This window comes from Kitasatospora sp. NBC_00240, assembly GCF_026342405.1.
Classification (GTDB): domain Bacteria; phylum Actinomycetota; class Actinomycetes; order Streptomycetales; family Streptomycetaceae; genus Kitasatospora.
In genome coordinates, this window is the sequence record NZ_JAPEMU010000001.1 from 8,108,227 (window position 1) to 8,124,861 (window position 16,635).

General features: G+C 74.5%; 2 protein-coding genes (1 of these 2 only partly in view). Both read left to right on the forward strand.

The window, feature by feature from the left end; all coding sequences use genetic code 11:
* Nucleotide 1 precedes the first annotated feature (1 nt).
* Nucleotides 2-14,110, forward strand: a complete 14,109-nt coding sequence (locus tag OG689_RS34700) for an SDR family NAD(P)-dependent oxidoreductase (RefSeq protein WP_266324970.1) — start codon at nucleotides 2-4, stop codon at nucleotides 14,108-14,110.
* On the forward strand, nucleotides 14,107-16,635 hold the 5' end (the start) of the coding sequence (locus tag OG689_RS44915; RefSeq protein ID WP_323189351.1) for an SDR family NAD(P)-dependent oxidoreductase. It continues 6,153 nt past the right edge of the window; 2,529 of the gene's 8,682 nt are visible here — the first part of the coding sequence; the start codon lies at nucleotides 14,107-14,109; its stop codon lies beyond the right edge, outside the window. Before OG689_RS34700 ends, OG689_RS44915 begins: the two co-directional genes overlap by 4 nt.

Sequence of the window (16,635 nt, forward strand, 5' to 3'; positions counted from 1 at the left end):
CATGGATACGCAACTCGAACAGCTGCTGCTGGACCTCAAGGCCGAGCGCGTCTCCAAGGAGTACGTCAAGGAGTTCCTGCGCCGCCGCCAGGAGCAGGCCGCCCCGGCTGGCACCGGTCCGAAGCAGGACGTCCCGAAGCAGGACGTCCCGGTGGAGGACGGCCCGGTGGAGGACGTCCCGGTGGAGGACGGCCCGGAACTGGTCCGACTCCACCCGGTCTGGCAGCCGGCCGACGGAACCCCGGCGACCGGACGGGAGCCCGGCCACCTCGTGCTGCTCGCCGGCCCCCGTGAACTGGCGACGGCCCTCCAGGAGTCCGACACCACGGTCGTGGTGCGCCTCCTGGAGAGCTCCGCCACCGGGACCGCCGAGCGCTACACGGACCTGGCGGCCCAGGTGCTGGACGCCCTCCGCCGGCTCCTCGCCCTCCCGTCCCTGCCCCGGACGCTCGTGCAGCTCGTCTGTCCGGGGAACGGCGAGGACGCCCTCGGCGCCGGCCTGCTCGGCCTGCTGAGAAGTGCGGCCCTGGAGAACCCCCGGCTGGTGCCCCAGCTCGTCCTGGTCGACGCGTCCGCGCCGGCCGCGGCCACCGCCGCCCGGGTCCTGGCGAGCCGGGACCGCCCGGCCGAGCGCTCGGTGCGGCTGCACGACGGGGGCCGCTCCGTGCTGGCCTGGCAGGAACTGCCGGCCCCGGAGCAGCCCGCGCTGCCCTGGAAGGAGGGCGGCAGCTACGTCATCACCGGCGGCCTCGGCGGCCTCGGACTGATCTTCGCCCGGGACGTGCTGCGCTCCGTCCGCAGCGCCACCGTCCACCTCACCGGCCGCTCCCCGCTCGACGCGGGCCGGCAGCGGCTGCTGGAGTCGCTGCGGCGCCCGCAGGCGCAGGTGCACTACACCCCGCTCGACGCCGCCGACGCCGCGGGCGTGCAGGCGTTCCTGGCCGGGGTGCGGCAGGAGCACGGCGCGATCAACGGCATCATCCACAGCGCCGGCGTCCTGCGGGACGGCTTCGTCCTGCGCAAGAGCGAGGACGACCTGCGCGCCGTGCTGGCCCCCAAGGTGGCCGGGACGGTCAACCTCGACGCCGCCAGCCAGGGCGACCCGCTCGACTTCTTCGCCCTGTTCTCCTCCGCGGCGGCGGTCACCGGCAACGTCGGCCAGGCCGACTACGCGGCCGCCAACGCCTTCCTGGACGCCTTCGCCCTCCACCGCACCGGCCTGGTCGCCGAGGGCCGGCGCTCGGGCCGTACCGTCTCGCTCAACTGGCCGCTCTGGGCCGAGGGCGGCATGGCCCCGGACGCCGAGACCGAGCGGGCGCTGCTGGAGCAGGTGGGCATGCACCCGCTGCGCACCCGGTCCGGCGTGCGTGTGCTGCACGAGAGCCTCGCCCTGGCGCACCATCAGGTGATGGCCGTCGAGGGCGACGGGGTGCGCATCCGCCGGGCGCTGCTCGGGCAGCCGTCGTCGGAACCCGCCCCGGCCGTGACGCCCGCCGCTCCGTCGGCCGCTCGGCCCGCTGCCGCTCCGTCCTCCTCCGCTCCGGCGGCGGTGGCCGTCGACGAGGGGCTGCTGCGCGACAGGGTCGTGCAGCAGCTCCGCCGGGTGCTCGGCGGCGTCATCGGCCTCCCGGCGGCGAAGATCGACGCCGAGGCCCCGCTGGAGAGTTTCGGGGTCGACTCCATCGTGGTCACCCGGCTCAACCGGAAGTTCGCCGAGACCTTCGCGGGCCTCCCGAAGACGGTCCTCTACGAGTTCAACTCCCTGGACGCCCTGGCGGGCTACTTCCTGCGGGACCACCGGGGGACGTGCCTCACCTGGACCGGGCTCGCCGCCCCGGTCGCCCCGGTCGCTGAGAAGCCCGCCGTCGTGGCAGCCCCGGACGCCGTTGCCGCACAGCCCGCCGCGACCCGCGCCCCCGCCGTCGCGGCCGAGACCCCGGCCGCCACCGCTTCGATCGCCGCCGGCTCGATCGCCGCCGGCTCGATCGCCGCCGGCTCGATCGCCGCCGGCTCGATCGCCGCCGGCTCGATCGCCGCCGGCTCGATCGCCGCCGACGCCATCGCCGTCGTCGGTATGAGCGGCCGCTTCCCGCAGGCACGGACCCTGGACGAGTACTGGCAGAACCTCGCCGCCGGGCGGGACTGCGTCACCGAGATCCCCGCGGACCGCTGGGAGCTGGAGGGCTTCTACCACCCGGACCGCGACGAGGCGGTCGCGCTGGGCCGCAGCTACAGCAAGTGGGGCGGCTTCCTCGACGGCTTCGCCGACTTCGACCCGCTCTTCTTCGGTATCTCGCCGCAGGAAGCCATGAACATGGACCCGCAGGAACGCCTGTTCCTCCAGGAGTCCTGGAACGCGCTGGAGGACGCCGGCTACACCCGCCGGCGCCTGGCCGACGCGCACGGCGGGCGGGTCGGTGTCTTCGCCGGCGTGTCCAAGACCGGCTTCGACCTGTACGGGCCCGCGCTCCGGGAGCAGAACGAGAACCTGCACCCGCTGACCTCGTTCGCCTCGGTCGCCAACCGGGTGTCGTACCTGCTCGACCTCCGCGGTCCGAGCCTGCCGGTCGACACCATGTGCTCGTCCTCGTTGAGCGCCGTCCACGAGGCGATGGAGCACCTGCGGCGCGGCGAGTGCGACCTGGCGTTCGCCGGCGGGGTCAACCTCTACCTGCACCCGTCGAACTACACCCTGATGTCCGGCAAGCGGATGCTGTCGCACGACGGGAAGTGCCGGAGCTTCGGCGCCGGCGGCAACGGCTTCGTGCCCGGCGAGGGCGCGGCCGTGGTGCTGCTGAAGCGGCTCTCGGACGCCGAGCGGGACGGCGACGTCATCCACGCGGTGCTGCGCGGCAGCAGCATCAACCACGGCGGCCGGACCAACGGCTACACCGTGCCCAATCCGGCCGCGCAGGCCGAGGTGGTGCGCGAGGCGCTGGACCGCGCCGGGGTCCCGGCCGGGCAGGTCAGCTTCGTGGAGGCGCACGGCACCGGGACGGAACTCGGCGACCCGATCGAACTCGACGGTCTCACCCAGGCGTTCGGGAAGGACACCGACGCGCTGCAGTACTGCGCCGTCGGTTCGGCCAAGAGCAACATCGGCCATCTGGAGGCGGCGGCCGGCATCGCCGGACTGCTGAAGATCGTCCTTCAGATGCGGCACGGGCAGCTCGCGCCCAGCCTGCACGCGCAGGAGCTCAACCCCAACATCGACTTCGCCCGGACGCCGTTCCGCCTGCAGCAGGAGCTGGCCGACTGGCAGCGCCCCGGCGGCTCCGACGGGACGGCGGAGCTGCCCCGGATCGCCGGCGTCTCCTCCTTCGGCGCGGGCGGCTCCAACGCGCACGTCGTCGTGGAGGAGTACCGCCGCCCCGAGCCCGCCCGCTCCGAGGCTGCCCACTCCGAGGCCGGCGGTCCCGAGGCCGCCTCCTCCGACGCCGGGAGCACGCCGCGGCTGATCGTGCTCTCGGCCAAGGACGGCGAGCGGCTGCGCGAGCGGGCCCAGGACCTGCTGGACTGGCTCGCCCGCCAGGACGAGGCCGGCCCGGACATCGACGCCCTCGCCCACACCCTGCAGTCCGGCCGCGAGGCGATGGAGACGCGGCTCGCGGTGCCGGTCACCTCCGCCGCCGAACTCGCAGCCAAGCTCTCCGCGTTCGTCGCCGGCGACGAGGTCGAGGACCTCCACCTGGGCAGCGTCAAGGAGCACCGGGACACCCTGGCCGTGCTCACCACCGACCCGGACATGGCGGCGACCGTCGACGCGTGGATCGAGAAGGGCAAGTTCGACAAGCTGCTCGACCTCTGGGCCAAGGGCCTGGCCGTCGACTGGAGCCGGCTCCACCGCGGGCGCCACCCCCGGATGATCCCGCTGCCGGGCTACCCCTTCGCCCGCGAGCGGTACTGGGTGGGCGACCTGACGACCCCCGGCGCCGCCGTCCCCGGCGCCGTCCGGCTGCACCCGCTCGTCCACACCAACACCTCCAGCCTGGACGCCCAGCGGTTCGGCTCGGTGTTCACGGGCGAGGAGTTCTTCCTGACGGACCACGTCGTCCAGGGCCGGAAGGTCCTGCCCGGCGCCGCCTACCTGGAGATGGCACGGGCGGCCCTGGAGGCCTCGCTCGACGCCCGGCCGCAGGGCGTGACGCTGCGCAACGTGGTCTGGGCCCGCCCCATCACGGTGGACGGGCGGCCCGCGCACGTGCGGGCGACGCTGTACGCCGAGGAGGGCGGGGCGGTCGCCTTCGAGATCTCCAGCCTGCCGGACGGCGACGCGTCCGCCGGTGACGGTGCGGCCGAGCCCGTCGTGCACAGCCAGGGCGTGGCCGTCCCCGCCGCCGGCGCACCGGCCGGGCCGGTGGACGTGGCGGCGCTGCTGGCCGCCTGCACCGCCGCGCGACTGGACGCCGAGGAGTGCTACCGGACGTACGCGGCGATGGGCCTCGACTACGGGCCGGCGCACCGCAGCATCGAGAGCATCGCGATCGGCGACGGCCAGGCGCTGGCGCGGCTGGTGCTGCCCGCCGGGGCGCGGGGGACGCTCGACGCGTTCGTGCTGCACCCGGGCCTGCTGGACGCCGCCTTCCAGGCCTCCGTCGGCCTGTTCGGCCAGGCCGACGGCACGACGCTCCATCTCCCGTTCGCCTTGGACGAGTTGGAGGTGTTCGGGGCGCTCGGCCCGGAGCTGTGGGCCTGGGTCCGGTACAGCGCGGACGACCGGCCGGGCCTCGGGGTCCGCAAGCTGGACATCGACCTCCTGGACGACGCCGGCGCCGTCCGCTGCCGGCTCCGGGGCTTCACCTCCCGGGCCTACGACGCGGACGCGGCACCGGCCCCGGCACCGGCCCCGGCATCGGCCCCGGTGGAACGCACCGGGACCGTCCCGGCCCGGCAGGTGGCGCCCTCCCGGCCCGGCGCCGCCACACCGGCCGAGCGGGCCGGCCGCTACCTGGTCGGCCTGCTGGCCTCCCAGCTGCGCCTGCCGGCCGACCGGATCGACGTGAACGATGCCCTGGAGCACTACGGCATCGACTCCATCATGACGATGAACCTGACCAACAAGCTGGAGCAGGTCTTCGGTTCGCTGCCCAAGACCCTGTTCTTCGAGTACCAGAGCATCCACGCGCTCACCGAGTACTTCCTGGAGGCCCACGGGGAGCGGCTGGCCGCCCTCCTGGGCGCGGACGACCCGGAGCCCGCCGCCCCGGCCCGGCCGGCCGGCCCGGAGCCCGTCGCCCCCGCCGCCTCGGAGCCCGCCGCCCCGGCCCGGCCCGCCGCCCCGCGCCGCGGGCGGACCGTACGGCGCGCCGCCGCCCGTACCGAACCGGCTGCCGGAGGCCTGGAGATCGCCGTGGTCGGCCTGGCCGGGCGCTACCCGCAGGCCCGCAACATCCGGGAGTTCTGGCGCAACCTGGCCGAGGGCAGGGACTGCGTCACCGAGGTCCCGGCCGACCGCTGGGACCACAGTGCCTACTTCGACCCGGACCGGAACGCGCCGGGCCGCACCTACACCAAGTGGGGCGGATTCCTGGACCGGGCGGACCACTTCGACCCGCTGTTCTTCAACATCTCGCCGCGCGAGGCCGCGTTCATGGACCCGCAGGAGCGGCTGTTCCTGGAGTGCGTGCACGAGACGCTGGAGGACGCCGGCTACACCCGCGAGGCGCTGAGCCGCTACGGCGAGCGCGGACTCGCCGGCAACGTCGGCGTGTTCGTCGGCGTGATGTACGAGGAGTACCAGCTCTACGGCGCCCAGGAGCAGGCCAGGGGACGCAACGTCACGCTTTCCGGCAGCGCCTCGTCCATCGCGAACCGGATCTCCTACGTCTTCGACCTGCACGGCCCCAGCCTGGCCGTCGACACCATGTGCTCGTCCTCGCTGACCGCCCTGCACCTGGCCTGTCAGAGCCTGCAGACCGGCGGGTGCGAGCTCGCCGTCGCGGGCGGCGTCAACCTGTCGCTCCACCCCAACAAGTACCTGATGCTCGGGGCCGGCAAGTACGCGTCCAGCAAGGGGCTCTGCGAGAGCTTCGGCGAGGGCGGCGACGGCTACGTGCCCGGCGAGGGCGTCGGCGCCGTGCTGCTGAAGCCGCTCGCCAGGGCGGTCGAGGACGGCGACACCGTCCATGGCGTGATCCGGGGGACGGCCCTCAACCACGGCGGCCGGACCAACGGCTACTCCGTCCCCAACCCCCGCGCTCAGCACAACGTCATCGGCCACGCGCTGCGCGAGGCGGGTGTCGACGCGCGCTCGGTGAGCTACGTCGAGGCGCACGGCACCGGCACCTCGCTGGGCGACCCGATCGAGGTGGCGGGCCTGACCAAGGCGTTCCGGGAGTACTCGGACGACCGGCAGTTCTGCGCGATCGGCTCGGTCAAGAGCAACATCGGGCACGCCGAGAGCGCGGCCGGCATCTCGGCGCTGACCAAGGTGCTGCTGCAGCTGAAGCACGGCAAGCTCGCCCCTTCGCTGCACTCCGAGGTGCTCAACCCGCACATCGACTTCGCGAACAGCCCGTTCTACGTGCAGCGCGAGCTGTCGACCTGGCAGCGCCCGGTCGGCGCGGACGGCGCCGAGACGCCGCGGATCGCCGGTATCTCCTCCTTCGGCGCGGGCGGCTCCAACGCGCACGTCATCGTCGAGGAGTACGTCCCGGTGCCGGCCGCCGGGGCCGGGCCCGCCGCCGACCGGCCCGCCGTCGTCGTGCTCTCCGCGCGGACGGAGAAGGGCCTGCGGGACCAGGCCGAGCAACTGCTGCACTGGACGACCGAGGGGGAGGGCGCGGGTGTCGCGCTCGCCGACCTCGCGCACACCCTCCAGATCGGCCGGGAGGCGTACGAGGAGCGGCTCGGCCTGGTGGTCGGCACGACCGGCGAACTCGGCGACCGGCTCAGGGAGTTCCTGGCCGGCGCGGCCGGTGTCGCCGAGCTGTACCGCGGGCGGGTCGAGCGCCGGCAGGGGGTACTGGCCGTCTTCACCGCCGACGAGGGCCTCGCGCCGGCCCTGGACGCCTGGGCCGCCGAGGGCGCGTACGGCAAGCTGCTGGAGCTCTGGGTCACCGGCCTGGTGCTCGACTGGGAGAAGCTGCGGGACGGCGCCGCACCCCGCCGGGTGTCGATGCCGACCTACCCGTTCCAGGGCGAGCGCTACTGGCTCTCCCCGGCCGCCGGGGCCGGCCGGCAGCCGGCCACCGGCGCGGGGCGGCTGCACCCGCTGCTGCACGCCAACACCTCCAGCCTCAACGAGCAGCGCTTCACCTCGGTCTTCACGGGCGAGGAGTTCTTCCTGAAGGACCACCAGGTCCAGGGCGAGCGGGTGCTGTCCGGCGCGGCCTGCCTGGAGCTGGCGCGCGCCGCCGTGGCGGCCTCGCTGGACGAGCCGCACGGCGCCCTGCGGATCCGCAACGTCGTCTGGGCGCGGCCTGTCACGGTGGCGGGCCGGGCCAGGACCGTCCAGGTCCGGCTGCTGCCCAAGGGCCCGGACGAGGTCGGCTTCGAGATCTTCGGCCCCGGCGACGAGGACGGCCCGGCGGCCCAACCGGTGATCCACAGTGAGGGGATCGTCCGGGTGGCGCCGGAGGACGGCCCGGCCGAGGCCACCGTCCTCGACCTGACGAAGCTGCAAGCCGCCTGTCGGGGAGCCGAGTCGGACGCGGAGCGGGCCTACGAGGCGTTCCGCGCCCGGGGTATCGACTACGGCCCCGGCCACCGCGGCCTCGACCGTCTCTGGACCGGCGAGGGCCAGGTGCTGGCCCGGCTCGTGCTGCCGGCCGCGGTGAGCGGGACCTTGGACAGCTACGGCCTGCACCCGGCCCTGCTGGACTCGGCCCTCCAGGCGTGCGCGGGCCTGCTGCCCCTGACCGACGAGGGCGGCCCGCTGCTGCTGCCCTTCGCGGTCGACGAGGTGGAGATCGCCGGCCCCTGCAGTTCCACCATGTGGGCCTGGGTACGCGAGGGCGGCGGCCGGCCGGGCGACGCCGTCCGCCGCCTCGACATCGACCTCTGCGACGAGGAGGGCCGGGTACGTGTCCGGCTCAGGGGCGTCTCCCTGCGCGCCTACACGGCGCCGGCCTCCGGTGAGCCGCCGGCTCCCGTCGGGACCGCCGCCGTCGGCGAGTTGCTGGCCGCGCCGTGCTGGGTCCCCGCGGAGCGCGTGGACCGTACCGGCGCGCCCGGGGCGGGCGGGGCGGGCCTGGTGCTGGTCGCCGGGCTGCCCGAGGTCGCGGCGGCGCTGGAGGCGCAGGGCACGGCCCGCGTGGTGCGCCTGGACTCCGCAGCGCCGGGCGTGGGCGCCCGCTACACCGAGGACGCGCTGACCGTCCTCGCCGCCGTGCAGGAGGTGCTGGGCGAGCGCAAGCAGCAGAGCGTCCCCGTCCAGCTGGTCGCCCCGGCGGCCGGCGAGCCGTCGCTGTGGGCGGGGCTGGCCGCCGTCCTGAAGACGGCCCGGCTGGAGAACCCGAAGGTGCTGGGCCAGCTCGTCCTGGTCGACCCGCAGGACGGCCCGCAGCAGGTGGCGGCGTACGTCGTCGCCGACCGTGCCGCGCCGGCCGACACCGCCGTCCGCCACCTCGGCGGCGCGCGTGAGGTCCTGCGGTGGCGCGAGGAGGAGCCGGCCGGCCCGACGGTCGGGGCGGCCTGGAAGGACGGCGGCGTCTACCTGATCACGGGTGGCGCCGGCGGGCTGGGCGCCGTCTTCGCCCGGGACATCGCCGCCGGGGTGCGCGAGCCCCGGATCGTCCTCGCCGGCCGGGCGCCGCGCGACGCGCAGAAGGACGCACTCCTGGCGGAGCTGACCGGGCTCGGCGCCCGGGCGGTCTACGAGCAGGCCGACGCGGCCGTGCGGGACGACGTCGAGGCGCTCGTCGCCAGGGTCCGCGCGGCGCACGGCCGGATCGACGGCATCCTGCACAGCGCCGGGTTCATCAAGGACGCCTTCATCCTGCGCAAGGACGCGGGCGACTTCGCCCGGGTGCTGGCACCGAAGGTCGCCGGGCTGGTCCACCTGGACGAGGCCACCCGGGAGGACGACCTCGACTTCCTGGTCGCCTTCTCCTCCGTCGCCGGCGCCCTCGGCAACGTCGGCCAGTGCGACTACGCGGCCGCCAACGCCTTCATGGACGCCTACGCGCTGCACCGCAACGCCCTGGTGGCGGCGGGGGAGCGGCGGGGCCGGACGGTGTCGCTCGGCTGGCCCCTCTGGGCCGACGGAGGCATGCACGTCGACGAGGGCACCGAGCGGTCGTTGGGCGAGCGCTTCGGCCTCGTCCCGCTGCGGACCGGGACCGGCGTCCGTGCCCTCCACCAGGCGCTGGCCTCCGGCCACAGCCAGGTGCTGGTGCTGGAGGGCGACCGGCCGCGACTGCGGGAGACCCTGCTCGCGGACCTGCTCGCCGACCGGGTCGTCGCCACCGCCGCCGTTGTCCCCGCCGCCGTGGTGAGCGCCGCGCCCGCAGCGGTGGCGGCTCCGGACGGGACCGATCCGGACGAGGGCACCGCCCGGAAGGCCGAGGCGTACTTCAGGAAGCTCCTGGCGTCGGTGATCGAGCTGCCCGCAGCCAGGATCGACGCCGAGGCGCCGCTGGAGGACTACGGCGTCGACTCCGTCATGACGATGGACCTGACGCGGACGCTGGAGACGGTCTTCGGATCGCTGCCGAAGACGCTGTTCTTCGAGCACCGGACCATCGCGGCGCTGACCCGGCATTTCCTGGAGACCCACCCGGAGCGGATGCGCGAACTGCTCCCCGCGGCGGGCACCCGCCCGCAGTCGGCCGGCCCCGCCGGGCCGGTGGCCCCGGAGCGGACGGCTCCGGCCCGCGAGCGCGCCTGGCGCCCCCTCGCCGGAGCCCGGCCCGAGGCCGCCCCGGCCCGGGACACCGCCGCGGGCAGCGGCGACGTCGCGATCATCGGCCTGGCCGGGCGCTACCCGCAGGCCGCCGACGTCCGCGAGTTCTGGCAGAACCTCGCCGCCGGCCGGGACAGCGTCACCGAGGTGCCCGCCTCGCGCTGGGACGTCGGCGCCGTCTTCGACCCCGACCCGAACACGCCCGGCACGACGTACAGCAAGTGGGGCGGTTTCCTCGACGGCGCCTACGACTTCGACCCGATGTTCTTCAACATCTCCCCCCGCGAGGCGGAGATCATGGACCCGCAGGAGCGGCTCTTCCTCCAGTGCGTCCACGACACCCTGGAGGACGCCGGCTACACCCGGGACACCGCCAAGCGCCGCACCGGCAACGTGCTCGGCGGCCGGGTGGGCGTCTTCGTCGGCGTCATGTACGAGGAGTACCAGCTCCTCGGCGCCCAGGCACAGCTCGGCGGCAACCCGCTGGCGGTGGCCGGCAACCCGGCGTCCGTCGCGAACCGGGTCTCGTACTACTTCAACCTCCAGGGCCCGAGCATGACCGTCGACACCATGTGCTCGTCGTCGCTGTCGGCCGTCCACCTGGCCTGCCAGAGCCTGAAGTGGGGCGACTGCGAGGTGGCGGTCGCCGGCGGGGTGAACCTCTCGCTGCACCCGAACAAGTACCTGCTGCTCAGCCAGGGCAGGTTCGCGTCGACCAACGGCCGGTGCGAGAGCTTCGGCGAGGGCGGCGACGGCTACGTACCGGGCGAGGGCGTGGGCGCGGTCCTGCTCAAGCCGCTGGCGAAGGCCGTCGCGGACGGTGACCGGATCTACGGCGTCATCAAGGGCACGGCCGTCAACCATGGCGGCAAGACCAACGGGTACTCGGTGCCGAACCCGCAGGCCCAGACCGACGTGGTGGGCCGGGCGCTGGCGACGGCGGGCGTGGACGCGCGCGCCGTCGGCTACATCGAGGCGCACGGCACGGGGACGGCCCTGGGCGACCCGATCGAGATCGCGGGGCTGGCGAAGGCGTTCGGCGAGCACACCGACGAGCGGCAGTTCTGCGCGATCGGCTCGGTGAAGAGCAACATCGGGCACGCCGAGAGCGCGGCCGGCATCGCCGGCATCACCAAGGTCCTGCTCCAGCTCCAGCACCGCAAGCTCGCGCCCTCGCTGCACGCGGGGACGCTCAACCCGCACATCGACTTCGCGCAGACGCCGTTCGTCGTGCAGCGGGAGCTGGCCGACTGGCCGAGCCCCGGGCCGGCCGACGGCACGGGCGCGGCGGCGCCACGGATCGCGGGCGTCTCCTCCTTCGGCGCCGGGGGCTCCAACGCCCACATCGTCATCGCGGAGTACCTGCCCGCCGAACACCTGCCTGAGGAGTCCCTGCCCTCAGGGACACCGGCCGACGCACCCGCCGTCGTGCCGCTCTCGGCCAGGACGGCGGAGCAGCTCCGGGCCCAGGTCCGCAACCTGCTGGACTGGCTGGAGCGCCCGGAGCACGCCGGGACCGCCCTCGCCGACGTCGCGTTCACCTTGCAGGTGGGCCGCGAGGCGATGGAGGAGCGGCTCGGCGTCCTCGCCGGGTCGGTGCCCGACCTGACGGCGAAGCTGCAGGGCTTCCTCGACGGCGGCGGGAGCGGCGAGGAGGTCGTCCGCAGTACGGTGACCCGCGACAGCACCGTGCTGACGCTGTTCGCCCCCGACGCCGACCTCGACGCGATGATCGCGGCCTGGGCCGACAAGGGGAAGTACGAGAAGCTGCTCGAACTGTGGGCCAACGGCGTGCCGTTGGACTGGCGGCTGCTGCACGGCGCCGGCAGTCCCCGACGGATCGCGCTGCCGACCTACCCCTTCGCCCGTGAGCGCTGCTTCCCGTTCGACGCCGAGCCGGTCGTGGCGCTGGCGTCGCGGTCCCCGCAGGGGCCCGGCATGCTGCACCCGCTGGTGCAGGCCAACACCTCGGACTTCGCGGAGCAGCGGTTCAGCTCGGTCTTCACCGGCCAGGAGTCCTTCCTGCGCGACCACGTCGTGCAGGGCTTCCGGACGATGCCCGGCGCGGCGTTCCTGGAGATGGCCGTCGCCGCCGCCTGCCTGACCTGCCGTACGGCCGTCGAGCCGTCCGCGCCGGTGGGCCTGCGGAACATCGTGCTGGCGCAGCCGTTGCGGGTCGGTGACCGGCCGCAGGAACTGCACGTCGGCCTCCACCCGGAGGCCGACGGCGACATCCGCTTCCGCGCCTACAGTGCGTCGGACGGCGACGAGCCCGTGGTGCACAGCGAGGGGGCGGTCTACTTCCTGGAGGGTGTCGAGGAGACCGTGCTCGACCTGGGCGCCCTGCGGGACGCCTGCGACCTCCCCGGGCTCACCGCCGACCAGTGCTACGAGCTCTACCGGGCGGCCGGCATCGCGTACGGGCCCACGCACCGGGGCGTCCGGCACATCTGGACCGGGCCCGAGGAGGCGCTGGCCGAGCTGGCGCTGCCGGACGAGGTCCGGGGCACGGTGGACGACTTCACCTTGCACCCGGGCCTGCTCGACGCGGCCCTCCAGGCCTGCGTCGGCGTGCTCGGCCGGCCGGGCGCCGAGGGGGCGGCGGGGAAGGGCTCCGGGCTCGCCGTGCCGTTCGCGGTGGACGACGTCCTCGTCCTGGACGCCTGCACGGACGCGATGTGGGCGTGGGTGCGTCCGAGCGCGGACCACCGGGACGGCGACACGTCGACCCGCAAGCTCGACGTGGACCTCGCCGACCAGCACGGTCGCGTCCGGGTGCGGATCGGGGGGCTCTCGTTCAGGGTCCTGGATCTGACGAAAACTCATGATCCGATTTCCATGCCGGAGTCGACGGGTGATCATGTAACGTCTCATCAAGTGACGTTGCATCATGAACCGGACAACCCCGTGGGGCCCGCCGGCGTAGCGGCACTCTCCTACCCCAGGTGGCAGGCGAGGCCGGCGTCGGCCGGACCCTCCACCGTGGACGGCGCCCGGCGCACCGTCCTGCTGGCCGGCCCGACCGGGGCCGCGGACCTGCTCCGCGGCAGCGACGACAGCGAGATCGTCGTCCTGACCGACCAGGACGACACCCTCGACGGCCGGTACGCCGGCTACGGGGTGCAGCTGCTGGAGCGGCTGAAGTCCGAGGTGCGCGGGACGGCCGGCAAGGCCCACCTCCAGCTGGTGCTCGCCGGCGGCCCGGACACGCTGCCGCTCACCGGCCTGGTCGCGATGCTCCGCACGGCCGCGCTGGAGAACCCGAACGTCAGCGGACAACTGCTCCTGCTCGACCCCGCCGACACCCCGGCGACAGCCGTCGGCCGGGTCCTGGAGAACCGCGCCCACCCGGAGGACGTCCTCGTGCGCTACCGGGACGGACGGCGCGAGGTGCAGGTCTGGGCCGAGGACAGCACGGCGCCGCCCACCGCGCTCCCCTGGAAGGAGGACGGGGTGTACCTGGTCACCGGCGGCGCCGGGGCGCTCGGCCTCGTGCTCGCCCGGGAGATCGCCGCGCAGAGCGGGCACGCCACCCTGGTCCTGACCGGCCGTTCCCCGTCCGACCCGGACAAGCGCCGGGCCTTGGACGAACTGGTGGCCCTCGGCGCCCGCGCCGCGTACTACGAGCAGGCCGACACGGCGAGCCGCGCCGACGTCGACGCGCTGGTCGCGCGGACGCTGGAGCGGTGCGGCCGGATCGACGGCGTCGTCCACAGCGCCGGCGTGACGCACGACAACTTCATCCTGCGCAAGCAGGAAGGGGAGTTCCGTGCGGTGCTGGCACCCAAGGTGGCGGGCGTGGTGAACCTCGACGCCGCCACCGGCGACCTGCCGCTCGACTTCTTCGTCACCTTCTCGTCCACCTCCGGTGCCACCGGGAACGTCGGGCAGGTCGACTACGCGGCGGCCAACGCCTTCCTCGACGCGTACGCCGGGTACCGCCAGGACCTCGTCGCCCGCGGCGTGCGCACCGGCCGCAGCCAGTCCGTCAACTGGCCGCTCTGGGCCGAGGGCGGCATGCGCGTCACGGCGGAGACCGAGGCCCTGCTGCGCTCGCGCCACGGCGTCGTCCCGCTGGGGACGGCCGAGGGGGTCGCGGCGTTCCACCGGATCCTCAACTCCCCGCACAGTCAGGTGATGGTCACCGCGGCCGGTCCGTCCGGATCACCTGGGCACCCTGCCCCGTCCGGATCACCTGAGAGCCCTGCCCCGTCCGCCTCGCACCAGACCATCCCTGTCACCTCTGCCGTCGGGACGAATCCGTGACGCACAACGACAACGACGCGCTCGAAGCGAAGGCGACCGCGTACCTCAAGGACCTGCTCGCGCAGGTCACCAAGGTGCCGGTCGGCCGGGTCGACGCCCACCGGGCGTTCGAGAGCTTCGGCATCGACTCGGTCATGGCGATGACCATGACGGCCGAGCTCGAAGCCGTCCTCGGGTCGCTGCCGAAGACCCTGTTCTTCGAGTTCCGCGACCTCCACGGGCTGGCGCAGCACCTCCTCGCCACCCACCGGCCGGCGTTGCTGAGCCACCTCGGCACCGCCGGGACGGCGGCCGACACCCCGGCCGGCGGGACACCCGTGCCGGTACCGGGCCCGTCCGCCCGGCCGCGCCCGGGCGTGCCCGGCAGGGCCGCGGGCGGCGCGGTGCCGCGCAAGCCGCTGGCGTCCAGCCGGTGGGCGACCCGGTTCGGGACGCCGGCACCGGTCGGCGCGGACGGGCCGGCCCGTCCGGCCGAGCCGGTGCAGCCGGTGAAGCCCGCCGGGCCGCAGGGGCCGCAGGGGTCGCGGGGGCTCGACATCGCGATCATCGGCCTGGCCGGGCGCTACCCGCAGGCCCGTACGCTGGACGAGTTCTGGGCCAACCTGGCCGCCGGCAAGGACAGCGTCACCGAGATCCCGGCCGACCGCTGGGACCACAGCGCCTACTTCGACCCGGACAAGGACGCCCCGGGCAGGACGTACAGCAAGTGGGGCGGGTTCGTCGACGGCGTCGCCGAGTTCGACCCGCTGTTCTTCCGCATCTCGCCCCCCGAGGCCGAGCTGATGGACCCGCAGGAGCGGCTCTTCCTGCAGTGCGCCTACGAGACCGTGGAGGACGCCGGCTACACCCCCGCCGGCCTCAACACGCCGTCGGACGGCGGCGAGGTGCCCGACATCGGCGTCTACGTCGGCGTGATGTACGAGGAGTACCAGCTCTACGGTGCCCAGGAGCAGGCCCTCGGCCGCCCGGTGGCCGTCTCCGGCAACCCCTCGGCGGTGGCCAACCGGGTCTCCTACTACTTCGACTTCCGCGGCCCGAGCATGAGCGTGGACACGATGTGCTCCTCCTCGCTCAGTGCCATCCAGCTCGCCTGTCAGAGCATCCGGGCGGGCGTCTGCGAGCTGGCGCTCGCCGGCGGCGTGAACCTGTCGGTGCACCCCAACAAGTACCTGATGCTCGGCCAGGGGAAGTTCGTCTCCAGCAAGGGCCGGTGCGAGAGCTTCGGCAAGGGCGGCGACGGCTACGTCCCGGGCGAGGGCGTGGGCGCCGTCCTGCTGAAGCCCCTGGCCAAGGCCGTCGCGGACGGCGACCGAATACACGGCGTGATCCGGGGCGTCGCCGTCAACCACGGCGGGCGCACCAACGGCTACGCCGTCCCCAGCCCGGTGGCGCAGGCCCGCTCGATCACCGACGCCTGGCGGCAGGCCGGGGTCGCCCCGCGCACCGTCAGCTACATCGAGGCGCACGGCACCGGCACCGCCCTCGGGGACCCGATCGAGATCTCCGGCCTCACCAAGGCGTTCCGGCAGCACACCCCGGACGAGCGGTTCTGCGCGATCGGATCGGTCAAGAGCAACATCGGGCACTGCGAGAGCGCGGCGGGCATCTCCGGCCTGACCAAGGTCCTGCTGCAGATGCGGCACGGCAAGCTCGCCCCCTCGCTGCACTCCGCCGAGCTCAACCCGCACATCGACTTCGACGACACGCCCTTCACCGTCCAGCAGACCCTGGCCGACTGGCGGCGGCCGGTCGTGACGGTCGACGGGACCGAGCGCGAGCTCCCCCGGATCGCGGGCATCTCCTCCTTCGGGGCCGGCGGCTCCAACGCCCACCTGGTCGTCGAGGAGTACCGGGCGCAGCCGGCGCCGGTGGCCGCGCCCGGGGCGCCCGTCCTGGTGCTGCTCTCGGCCCGGAGCACCGACCGCCTGGCCGAGAAGGTGCGCGGGCTGACGGACTGGATCGAGGCGAAGGGCCTCTCCGACGCCGACCTGCCCTCGCTCGCCCGGACGCTCCAGGTGGGGCGCGAGGCGATGCGGGAGCGGCTCGGCCTGGTGGTGGACTCGATGCCGGCCCTGGTCGCGCGGCTGAAGGCGTTCGCCGCCGGCGCGGAGGCCGAGGGCCTGGTCCGCGGCCGGGCCGGCGGGGACTCCGAGGCCCTGGCGCGGCTCGCCGCCGAGGAGCGGCTGGACGAGGCCCTCGCCGGCCGGCACCTCGCCAAGCTGCTGGAACTGTGGGCCGGGGGCGTCACCGTCGACTGGGCCGGCCTGTACGACGGGCAGGCGCCGGCGCGCATCGCGCTGCCCGCCTACCCGTTCGGCCGGGACCGCCACTGGATCGACACCTCGCGCACCGTCGCGGCGGTGTCGGCGGGCGGGGCACGGACGGCCCGGGCGGACACCGCGCGGTCGGGCGCCGCCCAGGCCTCCGACGGCGCGGCCCCCGAGGTGCCGGCCGACGACGTGCTGGTCTTCGCGGAGTCCTGGGAGCCCGAGGCGCTGCCCACCCCGCCGCCCGCCGGGCCGCGG